Genomic DNA, 16,765 nt, shown 5'->3' with positions numbered 1-16,765 from the left:
GCGCTTGTCGCTTTTCCATACCAGGGTTGTACGCTCCCTCGCCTTATAACTGACTGGACGAGAGAGTGTCGCGCGTAATAACCCAATGATTTAAATAAGTAAAAATCTTCATTTGTCCACAACATAAACAAAAAAGTTTGATGTATATCAATTTTGGTATGACCAAATAACCTGCCGTGATATTCTGCCGGGAGATGCTGGTTTAATTTACGCGAACCATATGTTTTCTAAGGATATTACTTTAACTTTTAGATCACAATTGGTTCACATTTGAGGGGGTCAAATTGACTGCACCAATGAAGAAAATCGTAATCGTAGGTGGTGGCGCCGGCGGGCTGGAGCTGGCAACCAGCCTGGGGAAAAAATTAGGCCGTGGCAACAAGGCTGAAATTACCCTGGTGGATCGCAACAATAGCCACTTATGGAAACCGTTACTGCATGAGGTAGCCACCGGCTCCCTGGATGCTGGCGTGGATGAGCTGAGCTATCTGGCCCATGCGCGCAACCATCACTTTGCCTTCCAACTGGGATCGCTGACTGACATCAACCGCGAAGGCAAAACCATCCGTCTGGCGGAGATCCGTGACGCACAGGGCGAGCTGCTGGTGGCGGAGCGCGAACTGCCCTATGACATTCTGGTGATGGCGCTGGGCAGCACCTCAAATGACTTCGGCACGCCGGGCGTCAAAGACAACTGCATCTTCCTGGATAACCCCCATCAGGCGCACCGTTTCCACAACGAGATGCTAAACCTGTTCCTGAAGTTCTCGGCCAGCCAGAAAGAGGGCGAGCGCGTCAACATCGCCATCGTCGGCGGCGGCGCGACGGGCGTGGAATTGTCAGCCGAACTGCACAATGCGGTAAAAGAGCTGCACAGCTACGGCTTCAAGGGGCTGGACAGCCAGGCGCTGAACGTGACGCTGGTCGAGGCGGGCGAACGTATCCTGCCTGCGCTGCCGCCACGCATCTCCGCTGCCGCCCATCAGGAGCTGAACAAGCTGGGCGTGCGCGTGCTGACCAACACCATGGTCACCAGCGCCGACGCTGGCGGCCTGCACACCAAGGGTGGCGAGTATATTCAGGCGGATCTGATGGTCTGGGCGGCGGGCATTAAGGCACCGGACTTCATGAAGGAGATTGGGGGTCTGGAGACCAACCGCATCAACCAACTGGTGGTGGAGCCGACGCTGCAAACCACGCGCGATCCGGCCATCTACGCCATTGGCGACTGCGCCTCCTGCCCGCAGCCAGACGGCAAGTTTGTGCCGCCCCGCGCCCAGTCGGCGCACCAGATGGCCTCGCGCTGCTACGAAAACATTTTGCAGCAGCTTAAGGGGCACGATGACAAGCTGAAGCCCTACGTCTACAAAGACCACGGCTCGCTGGTGTCGCTGTCGCGCTTCAGTACCGTAGGCAGCCTGATGGGTAACCTGATGCGCGGCTCCATGATGGTGGAGGGGCGCATCGCGCGCTTCGTCTACATCTCCCTCTACCGGATGCACCAGGTGGCGCTGCATGGTTACCTGCGCACTGGCCTGATGATGCTGGTCAGCCGTATCAACCGCGTTATTCGCCCGCACCTGAAGCTGCACTAAGATCAAAAGCCCCATCAACGCTGATGGGGCTATTTAAGGCGGTTCGCTTATCAAACACCCACTATCCCATTCACTAAATTTATCTTAGGCAGACGGTATTAGCCCGCCGCCAGGATTTTTCATCCTGTCCCGCAGCATAAAATTTTGCTTAAGTCGCATTCCTCCTTCAGACTACTCCGAAACCCGCGTTTTCCCGCCATAAATCCGCACCTTTCGTCCATTCCGCTTATTGCAGGCCGCCGTTGGCAGAGGCACACTCTGCGCCATTAGCAGGGGGCGATACACGCACGCCTCCCCCTCCGGCTGGAGGGCTTGCGCCCGCACTTTGCAGGCGCAATCAGCAGAATGCGTGAGTAAAACCGGGGGTATCTCTATGAATAAATCAATGGTCGCCGGTATCGGCATCGGCATTGCCGCGGCGCTGGGCATTGCGGCAGTCGCCAGCAACATGGATGCGTTCTCCGGCCCACGCTACGCGCAGGTCATCAAAAGCACGCCAATCACTGAAACCATCAAAACGCCGCGCCAGTCATGCCGCGATGTCACGGTGACCCACCGCCGGGCGGTGCAGGATGAGCACCAACTGACCGGCTCAGTGCTGGGCGCGGTGGCGGGTGGGGTATTGGGACACCAGTTTGGCGGCGGCCGTGGCCGTGATGTCGCCACGGTGGCCGGTGCGCTGGCAGGCGGTTTCGCGGGCAACCGCGCGCAGAGCGCATTGCAGGATCGCGACACCTACACCACCACCCAGCAGTCATGCAGCACGGTCTATGACAAGTCGCAGAAGACGCTGGGCTATGACGTGACCTACAAGATCGGCGAGCAAGAGGGCAAAGTGCGGATGGATCACCAGCCGGGCAGCCAGATCCCGCTGGATCACAATGGCCAGCTGGTACTGACCGACAGCCACCGCGCCTGATAAAAAAACCGCGCCCGTGCGCAGTGTTAGTTCTGATCGCTTAGCGGGCTAAGCGAGCGGCGTTAACATTGGCACGGGCGTTTTTTTGGGCGGCGCAACGCCGCCCGGTGGGTTACAGGGTGTGGGCGGCGAAGGCCTTCAAATGGTCGCCGATAAAGGAGAGGCGCAGGTTGCGCTCGCTGAGATCGCGGGTGAACTTCAGCTTGGTTGGCCCATCCAGCCGGTAGACCTGCGGCTCCTTCTGCAACAGCCCAATCAGGTAGCCCGGATCGACACGGTTCTTCTCGCCAAACTCAATAAAGCCGCCACGGTCGTTGCCCTCAATCCGCTTGATGCCCAGCGCCTGCGCCGCCAGCCGTAGCGCGGCGATGCTCAACAGGTTGCGCGCCGCATCCGGCAGCAGGCCGAAGCGGTCAATCAGCTCCACCTTGATCTCCTCCAGCTCACCCTCGTGCTTGGCGCTGGCAATGCGCTTATAGAAGGAGAGGCGGGTGTTGACGTCCGGCACAAAGTCCTCCGGCAGCAACGACGGCATCCGCAGCTCCACCTCGGTCTGGCTGCTGGTGAGATCCTCCAGCGACGGCTCACGCCCCTCTTTCAGGGCATTGACCGCGCTCTCCAGCAACTCCATGTAGAGGGTAAAGCCGACGCTGGTCATCTGGCCGCTCTGGTCTTCGCCCAGCAGCTCGCCCGCACCGCGGATCTCCAGATCGTGGGTCGCCAGCGCAAACCCGGCACCCAGATCCTCCAGCGAGGCGATCGCCTCCAGCCGCTTCTGCGCGTCAGTGCTCATCGCCTTCGGCGGCGGCGTCAGCAGGTAGGCGTAGGCCTGATGGTGCGAACGGCCCACGCGGCCGCGCAGCTGGTGCAACTGCGCCAGACCAAGGTGATCGGCGCGCTCAATGATGATGGTGTTGGCGCTCGGGATGTCGATGCCGGTCTCAATAATGGTGGTGCAGACCAGCACGTTGAAGCGCTGGTGGTGGAAGTCATTCATCACCCGCTCCAGATCGCGCTCGCGCATCTGGCCGTGGCCGACCGCCACCCGCGCCTCCGGCACCAGCTCCTCAATCCGCCGCGCCGCCTTCTCGATGTTCTCGACGTCGTTATAGAGGTAGTAGACCTGGCCGCCGCGCAGCACCTCACGCAGGATCGCCTCGCGCACCACCAGACTGTCATACTCGCGCACGAAGGTCTTCACCGCCAGCCGGCGCGCCGGTGGGGTGGCAATGATTGAGAGATCGCGCATCCCGCTCATCGCCATGTTGAGCGTGCGCGGGATCGGCGTGGCGGTCAGGGTCAGGATGTCGACGTCAGCGCGCATCGCCTTGATGCGCTCCTTGTGGCGCACGCCGAAGCGGTGCTCCTCATCGACAATCAGCAGGCCGAGATCTTTCCAGCGCAGGTCGCTCATCAGCAGCTTGTGGGTGCCGATGATGATGTCCACCTTGCCCTCGGCCGCCTGTTCCAGCACGCCCTGCTGCTCCTTGGCGCTGCGGAAGCGTGACATCAGCTCAATGCGCACCGGCCAGTTGGCGAAGCGATCGCGGAAGTTGTCAAAGTGCTGCTGGGCGAGCAGGGTGGTCGGCACCAGCACCGCCACCTGTTTGTTGTTCTCCACCGCCAGGAAGGCGGCGCGCATCGCCACCTCGGTCTTGCCGAAGCCGACGTCGCCACACACCAGCCGATCCATCGCCAGCGGCTCGCGCATGTCATCCAGCACGGCATTGATTGCCTGCTCCTGATCCGGCGTGGTCTCAAACGGGAAGGATTGGCAGAAGAGCTGGTACTGCTCGCGGTCGTGGCGGAAGGCGTAACCGGCCTTGGCGGCGCGCTGGGCGTAGATGTCCAGCAGCTCCGCCGCCACGTCACGCACCCGCTCGGCGGCCTTCTGCCGCGCCCGGCTCCAGGCGTCGCCGCCCAGTTTGTGCAGCGGCGCGTTCTCGTCGGCCCCGCCAGCGTAGCGGCTGATCAGGTGCAGCGAGGAGACCGGCACATAGAGTTTGTCCTCGCCGGCATAGGTCAGGATTAAATACTCCGCCTTGATGCCGCCAGCCTCCAGCGTGGTCATGCCCGCGTAGCGCCCGACGCCGTGCTCAAGGTGCACCACCGGCTGGCCGGGGTGTAGCTCCGCCAGGTTGCGGATCAGGGTCTCGGTATTGATGGCGCGGCGGTTGTCCTGCCGACGGCGGCTAACGCGCTCGCCCAGCAGATCGCTTTCGCACACCAGCGCCAACTGGCGATCCGCGTTAAGGAAGCCGCGCTCGCTGGCGCCAATCATCAGGTAGTGGCCAGCCGGTTCAGTCTGCTCCAGACGATCAATCAGCGTCGGACGCAGCTTGATGCGCGCCAGCAGCTCCTGCAACGCCTCGCGCCGCCCCTCGCTCTCCACGGAGAAGACCAGACTGCCGTCGAAGGATTCGGTAAAGCGGCGCAGGTTGTCCAGCGGCGTGCGCTGTTGCGGCTCTACCGCCAGCAGCGGCAGCGGCTGGTAACCGAGGTTGGTGTTGGCTGCCTTCTCCGGCAGGGTGTCACCCTTAAGCTGCACGCGCGGCCACTGCTTCAGTTCACTGAACAGGGCATCGACCCGCAGCCAGAGCGCCTCCGGCTCCAGCAGCGGGCGCATTGGGTCAACGCGGCGGTTCTCATAGCGCTGGTTCACATCCTGCCAGAAACGTTCGGCGGAGGCCTCAAGGTCGCCGGTGTTCACCAGCAGGGCATTCTCCGGCAGGTAGCTGAACAGGGTGGTGAGCGGCTCGCTGAAGAACAGCGGCTGCCAGTACTCAATCCCGGCCGGGAAGGTGCCCTTGCTCACCTGCTGGTAGACATGCTCCGGCTCGCGCCGGACGTCGAACTTCTCGCGCCACTGGCTGCGGAACAGCTCAATCGCCGCCTTGTCGGTGGGGAACTCATGCGCTGGCAGCAAGTTGATGCGATCCACCTCGCTCAGAGTGCGCTGGGTATCCACGTCAAACACCCGCAGGCTGTCGATCTCGTCATCGAAGAAGTCGATGCGGTACGGCTCCTCACTGCCCATCGGATAGAGGTCGAGCAGCGCGCCGCGCGTGGCATACTCGCCATGCTCCATCACCTGATCCACGCTGCGGTAGCCCGCCTGCTCCAGCTGGGCGCGCAGCTTGTCGCGTGACAGCCGCTGCCCCTTGCGCATCACCAGCGCGTGGCCGTGCAGGAAGGCGTGCGGGCAGACACGCTGCATCAGGGTGTTGACCGGCAGGATGATCACGCCGCGCTCCAGGGTCGGCAACTGGTAGAGGCTGGAGAGGCGGGCGGAGATGATCTCCTGATGCGGCGAGAAGCTGTCGTAGGGCAGTGTCTCCCAATCCGCCAGCGCGGTCACCAAATGCGAGGTAAATTGCTGAATCTCGTCACGCAGGCGCAGGGCGTTCTGCATGTCGGGCGCAATCAGCATCACCGGGCCATCATGGCGCTCAATGATCTCGGCGCACTCAACGGCGCAGGCCGAACCGGTCAGTTGGCCCAACAGGCGGACATCACCACGGCGGGCGGGCAGGGAATAGCGGTATGTGTGAGGCATAGGCAGTTTTACATTCTCATTGTTCAGTCACGGACGGCGACGGCGCGGCGGCATCATGCCTCACTCGCACCGGTTCCGGGCTGGCAGTCTTAAGCATGGCTGGCGCCTTGGCGCCAGTCAACGCGATGTGAAGCGTAAGCGACGGGTGTTCAGCGTAAGCAACAATAAAAGCCTAGCAGTTAATCGGTTAGTGGTTCCCTAATGCGGGACTACCCTTTATTATCCTTGATCACTTTGCTTTAGCAACTGCCTCAAAACGGATTTCATGTATCAACCTGTCGCGTTATTTATCGGCCTGCGTTACATGCGCGGGCGAGCCTCAGACCGCTTTGGCCGGTTCGTCTCCTGGCTTTCCACCATTGGCATTACGCTCGGCGTGATGGCGATGGTGACTGTCCTGTCGGTGATGAACGGCTTTGAGCGCGATCTTGAGCGCAACATCCTCGGGCTGATGCCCCAGGCCCTGATCACCGCCCCGCAGGGGTCAATCAACCCAAAAACGCTGCCTGCCACTGACCTGAAAGGGTTACAGGGCGTCAGTGGCATTGTGCCGCTGACCACTGGCGAGGTGGTGTTGCAGAGCGCCCGCGGCGTGGCGGTCGGCGTGATGCTGGGCGTCACCCCTGATCAGCCGGAGCCGCTGGCCCGCTATCTGGTGGGCGTGCGCCAGCAGCAACTCCAGCCCGGCGGCTACAGCGTGATTCTGGGCGAGCAGCTGGCCGGCCAGCTGGGCGTCAAGCGCGGTGACACCCTGCGCCTGATGGTCACCAGCGCCAGCGAGTTCACGCCGATGGGGCGCATCCCCAGCCAGCGCCTGTTTACGGTGATCGGCACCTTTGCCGCCAACAGCGAGGTCGATGGCTACCAGTTGCTGGTCAACCAGCAGGACGCCTCGCGCCTGATGCGCTACCCGGCCGGTAACATCACCGGCTGGCGCCTGACGCTGCAACAGCCGCTGGCGGTCGATACCCTGAGCCGCCAGCCGCTGCCAGCCCACACCCAGTGGAAGGATTGGCGTGAGCGCAAGGGCGAGCTGTTCCAGGCGGTGCGCATGGAGAAGAACATGATGGGGCTGCTCTTGAGCCTGATCGTGGCGGTGGCCGCCTTCAACATCATCACCTCCCTTGGCCTGCTGGTGATGGAGAAGCAGGGTGAGGTGGCGATCCTGCAAACCCAGGGGCTGACCCGCCGCCAGATCATGGCGGTGTTCATGGTGCAGGGCGCCAGCGCGGGCATCATTGGCGCGCTGCTGGGCGCGACCCTCGGCACGCTGCTGGCCAGCCAGCTCGACCACATCATGCCAGCGCTCGGCATGGCGGTGGCTGGCACCGCGCTGCCGGTGGACATCGAACCGCTGCAAATCATCAGCATCGCGCTGGTGGCAATGGCGGTGGCGCTGCTCTCCACGCTCTACCCATCCTGGCGCGCTGCCGCCGTTCAACCCGCTGAGGCTTTACGTTATGAGTAACCATCCCTTATTGCAGTGCGACAGCCTGTGCAAGACCTACCAGGAGGGCAAGCTGCATACCGATGTGCTGCGCGACGTCACCTTTGCCATGCAGCCGGGTGAGATGATGGCGATCGTCGGCAGTTCGGGTTCTGGCAAGAGTACCCTGCTGCACCTGCTGGGCGGGCTGGATACCCCTACCTCTGGCGACGTGGTGTTCAAGGGGCAGGCGCTGAGCCGCCTCTCGTCACGCGCCAAGGCCGAGCTGCGCAACCGCGAGCTGGGCTTTATCTATCAGTTCCACCACCTGCTGCCGGACTTCACCGCGCTGGAGAACGTCGCCATGCCGCTGCTGATTGGCGCGGGCAAAATGGGCGCGGCGCAGGAGAAGGCGCGCGAGATGCTGGCGGCGGTCGGGCTGGAGAAGCGCGCCCACCACCGCCCCTCTGAGCTATCCGGCGGCGAGCGCCAGCGCGTGGCGATTGCCCGGGCGCTGGTGAACAGCCCGGCGCTGGTGCTGGCGGATGAGCCAACTGGCAACCTCGACCAGCGCAACGCCGACAGCATTTTTGAGCTGCTGGGCGAACTGAACGTGCGTCAGGGCACCGCCTTTCTGGTGGTAACCCATGACCTGCATCTGGCGCGCCGCCTCAACCGCCAGCTGGAGATGCGTGACGGCCAGTTGCAGCAGGAATTGACCCTGCTGGGGACGCCGTAATGGGGCTGCCTCTCTCTCTGGTGATTGGCCTGCGCTTTAGCCGCGGCCGTCGCCGCAGCGGCATGGTGTCGCTGATCTCCATCATCTCCACCGTCGGCATCGCGCTGGGGGTGGCGGTGCTGATCGTTGGCCTGAGCGCCATGAACGGCTTCGAACGGGAGCTGAACAACCGCATTCTGGCGGTGGTGCCGCACGGCGAGATTGAGCCGGTGAACCAGCCCTTCGAGGGCTGGCAGGCGCTGCTGCCGAAGGTGGCGCAGGTGCCGGGCGTGGCGGCCGCCGCGCCCTACATCAACTTTACCGGCCTGCTGGAGAGCGGCGCGAAGCTGCGTGCGGTGCAGGTGAAGGGGGTCGATCCGCAGCAGGAGGCGCGCCTGAGCGCACTGCCGCACTTTGTGCAGGGTGACGCCTGGAGCCACTTCCGCGCTGGCGAGCAGCAGGTGATTATCGGTAAAGGGCTGGCGGATGAGCTGGGCGTCAAGGCTGGCTCCTCGGTGACGGTAATGATCCCTAACAGCGATCCGCAGGGCAAGCTGTTGCAGCCCAAGCGTATCCGCCTGCATGTGACCGGCATCCTGCAACTGAGCGGCCAGCTTGACCACAGCTTTGCGATGGTGCCGCTGGCGGATGCCCAACGCTATCAGGACATGGGTGACAGTGTCACGGGCATCGCCATCAAGGCGCAGGATCCGTTCACCGCCAACACGCTGGTGCGTGAGGCTGGCAAGGTGACCGAAGCCTACGTTTACATCCGTAGCTGGATCGGCACCTATGGCTATATGTACCGCGACATTGAGATGGTGCGCGGCATCATGTATTTGGCGCTGGTGCTGGTGATTGGCGTTGCCTGCTTCAACATCGTCTCCACGCTGGTGATGGCGGTGAAGGACAAAAGCAGTGACATCGCGGTGCTGCGCACCCTCGGGGCCAGCGACCGGCTGATCCGCGCGGTATTCATCTGGTACGGCCTGCTGGCCGGGCTGCTCGGCAGCCTGAGCGGCGTGGTGGTGGGCGTGGTGGTGGCGCTGCAACTGACGCCCATCATCCACGGGCTGGAGACGCTGATTGGTCACCAATTCCTGTCGGGTGACATCTACTTCATCGACTTCCTGCCCTCGGAACTGCACTGGCTCGACGTGGCTGGCGTACTGCTGACCGCCATCGTGCTGAGCCTGATTGCCAGCTGGTATCCAGCACGGCGCGCCAGCCGTATCGACCCGGCGCGAGTGCTGAGCGGCGGCCAGTGATGGCAGGGGACGGCATGTACTACGGCTTCGACATGGGCGGCAGCAAGATTGAGCTGGCGGTGTTTGATCCACAGCTCACGCCACTGTGGCGCAAGCGGGTGCCGACGCCACGGGATGACTATGCCGCGTTGCTGGCGGCCTTCGCCAGCCTGACGCAGGAGGCGGATGCCCGCTTTGGCACCGGCCGCGTTGGCGTCGGCATTCCCGGTCTGGTACGCGCCGACGGCACGCTGTTTTCTGCCAATGTGCCCGCTGCCTCTGGCCGCAGCTTTCAGGCTGATTTGGCGGCCACGCTGGGGCGTGCGGTGCGCATCGACAATGACGCCAACTGCTTTGCGCTCTCCGAGGCGTGGGATGAGGAGTTCCGCGCCTACCCGTCGGTGCTGGGGCTGATTCTGGGCACCGGCGTCGGCGGCGGGCTGGTGTTCAATGGCCGGGTGTTTGCCGGGCGCAACGGCGTGGCCGGTGAGTTCGGCCACCTCCGCCTGCCGGTGGATGCACTGGCGCGGCTGGGGTGGGAGACGCCGCTGCTGGCCTGCGGTTGCGGCCAGCAGGGGTGCATTGAGAACTACCTGTCAGGCCGCGGCTTTGAGTGGCTCTATACGCAGGCCACCGGCCAGATGCTCTCTGCGCCCGCGATCATCGCCGCCAGCCGGGCCGGTGATGGCGCGGCGCAGGCGCACCTTGACCGTTACCTGGATCTGCTCGCCATCTGCCTTGGCAACCTGCTGACCCTGCTTGACCCCCATCTGGTGGTGATAGGCGGCGGGCTGTCAAACATGGCGGAGATCTACCCGGCGCTGGCGGCGCGGCTGCCAGCCCACCTGCTGCCGGGCAGCGTGGCGCCACGCATTGAACGGGCGCGCCACGGCGATGCGGGCGGCGCACGCGGGGCAGCCTGTTTAAATTTGTTAGACTAATACCTGACCCGGCATTGGGCCGGGCTGGGCGGCTACAGGGGAGCAGGTGTCATGCAGACGCGCCACAGGTTGCGCCGTTTCCGTAAGCACAAGCGCTTGCGGCAACAACGTTTTCGCTCACGCATTTTCCATCGGGACAATATGGCGGCTACCGAGATGAAAAAACCTTTTGTGGTGGTATTGACGGGCGCGGGCATCTCCGCGGAGTCGGGCATCCGTACCTTCCGGGCGGCGGATGGGTTGTGGGAGGAGCACCGGGTGGAGGAGGTCGCCACGCCGGAGGGGTTCCAGCGCGATCCGCTCAAGGTGCAGAACTTCTACAACGCCCGCCGTCGGCAGTTGCAACAGCCAGAGATTGCGCCCAATGCCGCGCACCGCGCGCTGGCAGAGCTGGAGGCGGCGCTCGGCGACCGCTTTTTGCTGGTGACGCAGAATATTGATGACCTGCACGAGCGCGGCGGCAATCATCAGGTGCTGCATATGCATGGCGAGCTGCTGAAGGCGCGCTGCACCCGCTCCGGTCAGGTGGTGGCGTGGCCCGGCGACCTGACGCTGGAAGATCGCTGCCACTGTTGCCAGTTCCCCGCGCCGCTGCGCCCGCATGTGGTGTGGTTCGGCGAGATGCCGATCGGCATGGATGAGATCTATCAGGCGCTGGCGCAGGCTGACTACTTTATCGCCATCGGCACCTCGGGCCACGTCTACCCGGCGGCTGGCTTTGTGCATGAGGCCCGGCTGGGCGGCGCGCACACGGTGGAGCTGAACCTGGAACCAAGCCAGGTGGAGAGCCAGTTCCATGAGCGGCGCTACGGGTTGGCGAGTGAGGTAGTACCGGCGTTTGTGCGGGAGATGCTGGCCGGCGGTGCCGGTAAGTGGGAGTAAAACAGGCCGGGCAGGGCGCCCGGCCTGAACGGCGTTACTGGCCGGCTTTCAGCTTCTGGTACTCTGTTTCGTAGAGTTCGCTGGCGGCACCCACGTCATTCTGCCACTCGCCGTTTTTCAGCACTTCAGCGGGCGGGTAGAGGGAGGGGTCATTGGCCACCTCAGGCGGCAGCAGCTTCTTGGCCTCCAGATTGGGCGTCGGGTAGCCGATGGTCTCCGCCACCTGCGCCGCCACTTCCGGGCGCAGCAGGAAGTCGATCAGCTTGTGCGCGCCCTCCACGTTGTGCGCGTTGGCCGGGATCGCCAGGCTGTCCATCCAGAAGATGCCACCCTCTTTCGGCCACACCACCGTCAGCGGGATGCCCGACTGGCGCGCCACGTAGGCGGAGCCGTTCCACACCATCCCCAGATTCACCTCTCCCTCCATAAAGGGGTTGGCCGGGTTGTCAGAGTTGAAGGCCAGCACGTTCGGCATCAGCTTTTTCAACTCCTGATAGGCCGCCTCAATCTCTTTCGGATCGGTGGTATTGCCGGAGTAGCCGAGCTTGCGCAGGGCAACCTGGAACACTTCCCGCGCATCGTCAGTCAGCAGCAGGCTGCTCTTGTACTGCGGTTTCCACAGGTCAGCCCAACGGGTAACGGTTGCCGGATCGATCTGGTCACTGTTGACGCCAATGGCAGTCGCGCCCCAGATATAGGGGATGGAGTAGTCATTGTTCGGGTCAAACGGCTTGTTCAGCAGGTTCGGATCCAGGGCAGAGAAGTGGCTCAGCTTGCTCTTGTCGATCTTTTGCAGCATCCCCTCTTTGCGCATCTTGGCGATGAAGTAGGTGGAGGGCACCACCAGATCGTAGGCGCCATCCTTGTAAGTCTTCAGCTTGGCGTACATGCTCTCATTGGACTCATAGGTGGAGTAGATCACCTTGATGCCGGTCTCTTTGGTGAACTGCTCCAGCAGCCCCGGCGGCACATACTCAGTCCAGTTGTAGAAGTACAAGGTTTTGCCATCATCGGCGGCCTGGGCGAAGGTGCTGGCGGCCAGCAGGCCAGCCACCAGCCAGTGTGCTCTCTTTTTCATTCTCTCCCCTGATTCTCTGTGTGGGCCACAGCCCATGCAGGCTGCGGCGGGTATCACCATCCAGTTATAGATGCCTGATAAAAAGCAGGCGCAGTATAAAAAGCGCCTGTGACAGATGAAAGGCGCCTCAGCGCCCCTCGCGTTCGCGCAGCAGCCACTGGCTGGCAAACACCAGCACCAGTGACAGCCCCAGCAGCAGCGTCGCCAGCGCGTTCACCTCCGGCGACACCCCGACCTTCACCATTGAGTAGATCTTCAGCGGCAAAATCTCATAGCCCGGCCCGGTGACGAAGGAGGAGACCACCACATCATCCATCGAGAGGGTGAAGCTCAGCAGCCAGCCGGCCGCCACCGCGGGCATCGCCAGCGGCAGGATGATTTTGCGCAGGATGGTCAGCTCACCGGCACCCAGATCGCGCGCCGCCTCAAGCATCCGCACGTCAAAGCCCTTCAGGCGCGAGTAGACCGTCACCACCACAAAGGGCAGGCAGAAGGTGATGTGCGAAAAGAGCAGCGACCAGAAGCCGAGCGAGATGCCCACCAGCATAAACAGCACCAGCAGGGAGATGGCCATCACGATGTCCGGCGACATCATCACCACGAACAGCATTCCGCTGACGAACGGCTTGCCACGGAAGCGATAGCGGTAGAGCGCCACGGCGGTCAGGGTGCCAATCAGGGTGGCGAAGGTGGCGGAGAGCACCCCCATGGTCACCGAGTGGCGCGCCGCCTGAATCAGGCTGTCGTTGTTGAACAGCGTGTCATACCACTGGGTGGTGAAGCCCTGCCAGTCAAAGCCGAAGCGTGAGCGGTTGAAGGAGTTCACAATCAGGATGATGATGGGGATATAGAAGTAGGCGTAGACCAGCGTCATAAAGCCGCCACGCAGCCAGCGTCCAATCATTCCAGCTCCCCTTTCTTGTTCAGCGCCTTGGCGACCTTGTAGTAGACCAGCAACAGCAGTCCCATCAGCAGTGTCAGGCAGATGCTGGTGGCCGCGCCAAACGGCCAGTCGCGGATATTGAGGAACTGGCTCTTGATGACGTTGCCGATCAGCAGGTTTTTCGCCCCGCCCATCAGGTCAGCGATGTAGAACAGCCCCATTGCTGGCAGCATCACCAGCAGGCAGCCGGCGATGATGCCGGGCATGGTGAGCGGCAGGATGATGCGCACGAAAGCCTGCACCCGGTTCGCGCCCAAGTCGCGGGCCGCCTCCAGGTAGCCCTTGTCCAGCTTCTCGATGCTGGCGTAGAGCGGCATCACCATAAAGGGCAGCAGGATGTAAACCAGCCCCAGAATCACCGCCTGCGGCGTGTACATGATGCGCAGCGGGGTGTCGATCAGGCCGAGCGCCATTAGCCACTCATTCAGGTAGCCACGGGTGCTGAGAAAGATCTTCAGGCCGTAGACGCGGATCAGCGAGTTGGTCCAGAAGGGCACAATCAGCAGGAACAAGAGCAGCGGCCGCACCTTTTTCGGCATCCGCGCCAAAATGAAGGCGAACGGGTAGCCAATCAGCAGGCAGCAGAGCGTGGCGATCAGCGCCATGTTGATCGAGTGCAGCAGCACATCGGCATAGAGCGGATCGAGCAATCGGCGGTAGTTGTCGAGGGTAAAGACCAGACTGACCAGACTCTCGTTGTCGCGGGTCAGGAAGCTGGTGCCGATGATCATCAGGTTGGGCAGGAAGACAAACAGCGTCAGCCACGCCACCACCAGAGTGATCACCCCCCGCTGGAAGTGCTTGCGTGCGCTATTCATCGGCCAGCACCACCTCCCAGCTCTCCACCCAGGTCACCGCCACGCGCTGATCGAGGGAGTGGTCCACATCCGGGTCATCTTCGTTGAAGAACTCGCTGACCATCACCAGCTTGCCGCTCGCCAGCTCCACCGTGGACTCCAGCGTCATGCCCTTATAGTTGCGCTCGCGCACGTGGCCGATAAAGCCCTCGGCCTCGTCGGCGTCGCTGATCTCCTCGACGCGCAGATCCTCCGGGCGCAGCAGCACGTTCAGCTTTTGCCCCGGCGTCACCGCCAGGCGGTTGACGGTGATGTCACACTCGCGCCCCTCAATGCGGGCGCGCACCCGGTCGCCATCCAGCCGATGGAGAACCTCCGCCTCAAAGATGTTGATCTCCCCGATAAAGCTGGCGACGAACAGGTTCTCTGGCTCCTCGTAGATCTGGCGCGGGGTGCCATCCTGCTCGATGCGGCCGTCGCGCATCACCACGATGCGATCGGACATGGTCAGCGCCTCCTCCTGATCGTGGGTCACGAACACGAAGGTGATGCCGAGCTTGCGTTGCAGCGCCTTCAGCTCATTCTGCATCTGCTTGCGCAGCTTGTAGTCGAGGGCAGAGAGCGACTCATCCAGCAGCAGCACGCGCGGGCGGTTGACCACGGCGCGGGCGATCGCCACCCGCTGCTGCTGGCCGCCGGAGAGCTGGTGCGGGCGGCGCTGGGCGAACTCATCCAGCTGCACCATGCGTAGCGCCTCGGTGACGCGCGCCGTGATCTCCGCCGCTGCGGTCTTCTGCATCCGCAGACCGAATGCCACGTTCTCAAACACGCTCATGTGCGGGAAGAGCGCATAGCTCTGGAACACGGTATTGACGTTGCGCTGCTCCGCCGGCACGGCGGTAATCTCCTGCCCATCCAGCACGATGCGGCCGGTGTCGGTCTCTTCCAGCCCGGCAATCAGCCGCAGCACAGTGGTTTTGCCGCAGCCGGAGGGGCCGAGCAGGGTCAGGAATTCACCATGATTGATGGTGAGGTTGAGATCGCGGATTATCGTTTTGCCGTCAAAAGCTTTACTCAATCCGCTCAGGGTTACCAGCGGGGTCGGGGCCAGGTTTTCAGTCATTTATCGGGGCACTCTTTTCATCGCTCAGGTTGCCCGGTGGGCAACGTGCAGCAAGCTATCGTCTCATACAGTGAGTCTGATCTCGGAGGTGGGGAATTCTACGTGAATATAGCGCGATGACCAACGGTTGCACGTCCTAAGGGCAGAAAAAGCCAGCAAATTTCGCTGGCCGCTGTTTTTAAGGCAAATAAACGCTAAGGTTAACCAAGATGAAAAGTGACCTGACGCAAGATCAGACCCATTTATGCTGCGCATAATGGCCAGCATTTCCCGGAGGACAACGCTATGGATAAATTACTCGACCGTTTTCTGCACTATGTCTCGATTGACAGCCAGTCCAAGCCCAATGTCCGGCAGGTGCCGAGCAGCGAGGGCCAGTGGCGTCTGGCGCGCGTGCTCCAGGAGGAGCTGGCGACGCTCGGGCTGACAGACATCACCCTCAGCGAGCATGGCTGCGTCATGGCGACGCTGCCGGCCAACGTGGCGTGGCCGGTGCCGGTGATTGGCTTTATCTCCCACCTCGACACCTCGCCGGACTTCACCGCGAAAAACGTCAACCCGCAGGTGGTGGAGAACTACCGTGGCGGCGACGTGGCGCTCGGCAGCGGCGAGGAGGTGCTGTCGCCGGTGATGTTCCCGGTACTGCACCAGTTGCAGGGGCACACGCTGATCACCACCGATGGCAAAACCCTGCTCGGGGCCGATGACAAGGCGGGCATCGCCGAGATCATGACCGCGCTGGCGCAGCTGATCCAGCAGGATATCCCGCACGGCAAAATCCGCGTCGCCTTCACCCCGGACGAGGAGGTGGGCAAGGGGCCGCACTACTTCGATGTGCCAGCCTTCGGCGCGGAGTGGGCCTACACCATTGACGGCAGCGGCATCGGCGAGTTGCAGTATGAGAACTTCAACGCCGCCTCCGCCACCGTCAAGATTGTCGGTAACAACGTCCACCCCGGCAGCGCCAAAGGGGTGATGGTCAACGCCCTGACGCTGGCGACCCGCTTCCAGCAGGCGCTGCCCGCGGAGGAGGTGCCGGAGCGCACGGACGGCTACGAGGGCTTTTTCCACCTCAACAGCATGAAGGGCAGCGTCGATCGCGCCGAGATGCACTACATCATCCGCGACTTTGACCGGGCGAAATTTGAGGCGCGCAAACAGCAGCTGGTGGCGGTGGCGGAGCAGGTGGGCAAGGGGTTGCCGCCGGAGTGCTACATTGAGGTGACGCTGGAGGACAGCTACTACAACATGCATGACCAGGTGGCGGCGCACCCGCACATTGTCGAGATCGCCGCCGAGGCGATGCGCCGCTGCGACATCGAGCCGGAGATCAAGCCAATCCGGGGCGGCACCGACGGGGCGCAGCTCTCCTTCATGGGCCTGCCCTGCCCGAACATCTTCACCGGCGGCTACAACTACCACGGCAAGCATGAGTTCGCCACGTTGGAGGGGATGGAGAAGACGGTGGCGGTGATTGCCCGCATCGCAGAGCTGACGGCGCAGCGCGCCAAAGCGGAGTAACAGAAGGCCGGGCGAAAGC

Annotated in this window: 13 protein-coding genes; 8 read left to right on the top strand and 5 right to left on the bottom strand. The window is 62.7% G+C overall.

Annotated elements, in window-relative coordinates:
* The first annotated feature begins 284 nt into the window (after positions 1-284).
* Both C1N62_RS10165 and C1N62_RS10160 read left to right on the top strand, forming a co-directional pair.
* Entirely contained in the window at positions 285-1,595 is a 1,311-nt protein-coding gene (locus C1N62_RS10165) for an NAD(P)/FAD-dependent oxidoreductase (RefSeq protein WP_137763527.1), read from the top strand.
* 373 nt (positions 1,596-1,968) lie between these two features.
* Positions 1,969-2,514, top strand: a complete 546-nt coding sequence (locus tag C1N62_RS10160; RefSeq protein WP_137763526.1) for a glycine zipper 2TM domain-containing protein — start codon at positions 1,969-1,971, stop codon at positions 2,512-2,514.
* A 112-nt stretch (positions 2,515-2,626) separates the two neighbouring features.
* Here C1N62_RS10160 and mfd read toward each other — a convergent pair whose 3' ends face one another.
* Positions 2,627-6,070: a transcription-repair coupling factor gene (gene mfd / locus C1N62_RS10155; protein ID WP_137763525.1), complete on the bottom strand. Its 3,444-nt coding sequence runs from the start codon at positions 6,068-6,070 to the stop codon at positions 2,627-2,629.
* Positions 6,071-6,335: 265 nt separating this feature from the next.
* On the opposite strand from mfd, the gene lolC reads away from it, so the two are divergent.
* The 5 genes from lolC to cobB are packed head-to-tail and all read left to right on the top strand — an operon-like array spanning position 6,336 to position 11,284.
* Positions 6,336-7,538: a lipoprotein-releasing ABC transporter permease subunit LolC gene (gene lolC / locus C1N62_RS10150; RefSeq protein ID WP_137763524.1), complete on the top strand. Its 1,203-nt coding sequence runs from the start codon at positions 6,336-6,338 to the stop codon at positions 7,536-7,538.
* On the top strand, positions 7,531-8,235 hold the full coding sequence (gene lolD, locus C1N62_RS10145; protein WP_137763523.1) for a lipoprotein-releasing ABC transporter ATP-binding protein LolD: 705 nt from the start codon (positions 7,531-7,533) through the stop codon (positions 8,233-8,235). The genes lolC and lolD overlap by 8 nt, the downstream gene beginning before the upstream one ends.
* Positions 8,235-9,482, top strand: coding sequence for a lipoprotein-releasing ABC transporter permease subunit LolE (gene lolE / locus C1N62_RS10140; RefSeq protein WP_137763522.1), 1,248 nt, complete (start codon positions 8,235-8,237; stop codon positions 9,480-9,482). The genes lolD and lolE overlap by 1 nt, the downstream gene beginning before the upstream one ends.
* 14 nt (positions 9,483-9,496) lie before the next feature.
* Positions 9,497-10,402 (top strand): N-acetylglucosamine kinase, encoded by a 906-nt coding sequence (gene nagK / locus C1N62_RS10135; protein WP_137763521.1) that lies wholly within the window; start codon positions 9,497-9,499, stop codon positions 10,400-10,402.
* A 51-nt stretch (positions 10,403-10,453) separates the two neighbouring features.
* A complete protein-coding gene (gene cobB, locus C1N62_RS10130) occupies positions 10,454-11,284 on the top strand; it encodes a Sir2 family NAD+-dependent deacetylase (RefSeq protein WP_137763520.1) in 831 nt (276 codons plus the stop codon).
* A gap of 34 nt (positions 11,285-11,318) precedes the next feature.
* Here cobB and potD read toward each other — a convergent pair whose 3' ends face one another.
* The 4 genes from potD to potA all read right to left on the bottom strand — a co-directional run bounded on the left by potD (position 11,319) and on the right by potA (position 15,225).
* Positions 11,319-12,362, bottom strand: a complete 1,044-nt coding sequence (potD, locus tag C1N62_RS10125; RefSeq protein ID WP_137763519.1) for a spermidine/putrescine ABC transporter substrate-binding protein PotD — start codon at positions 12,360-12,362, stop codon at positions 11,319-11,321.
* Between the two features lie 127 nt (positions 12,363-12,489).
* Positions 12,490-13,266, bottom strand: coding sequence for a spermidine/putrescine ABC transporter permease PotC (potC, locus tag C1N62_RS10120; protein ID WP_137763518.1), 777 nt, complete (start codon positions 13,264-13,266; stop codon positions 12,490-12,492).
* Positions 13,263-14,123 (bottom strand): spermidine/putrescine ABC transporter permease PotB, encoded by an 861-nt coding sequence (potB, locus tag C1N62_RS10115; protein ID WP_137763517.1) that lies wholly within the window; start codon positions 14,121-14,123, stop codon positions 13,263-13,265. The genes potC and potB overlap by 4 nt, the downstream gene beginning before the upstream one ends.
* Positions 14,116-15,225 carry a spermidine/putrescine ABC transporter ATP-binding protein PotA gene (potA, locus tag C1N62_RS10110; protein WP_137763516.1) on the bottom strand — a complete coding sequence of 370 codons (1,110 nt, stop codon included), beginning with the start codon at positions 15,223-15,225 and terminating at the stop codon, positions 14,116-14,118. Before potA ends, potB begins: the two co-directional genes overlap by 8 nt.
* A 285-nt stretch (positions 15,226-15,510) precedes the next feature.
* Here potA and pepT point away from each other — a divergent pair, with 285 nt between their 5' ends.
* A complete protein-coding gene (gene pepT, locus C1N62_RS10105; protein ID WP_137763515.1) occupies positions 15,511-16,746 on the top strand; it encodes a peptidase T in 1,236 nt (411 codons plus the stop codon).
* The last annotated feature ends 19 nt before the right edge of the window (positions 16,747-16,765 follow it).

Source organism: Nissabacter sp. SGAir0207, assembly GCF_005491205.1.
Taxonomy (GTDB): Bacteria; Pseudomonadota; Gammaproteobacteria; order Enterobacterales; family Enterobacteriaceae; genus Chimaeribacter.
The sequence above is the reverse complement of the archived record's forward strand: the minus strand, read 5'-3'. Positions and strand labels throughout refer to the sequence as shown.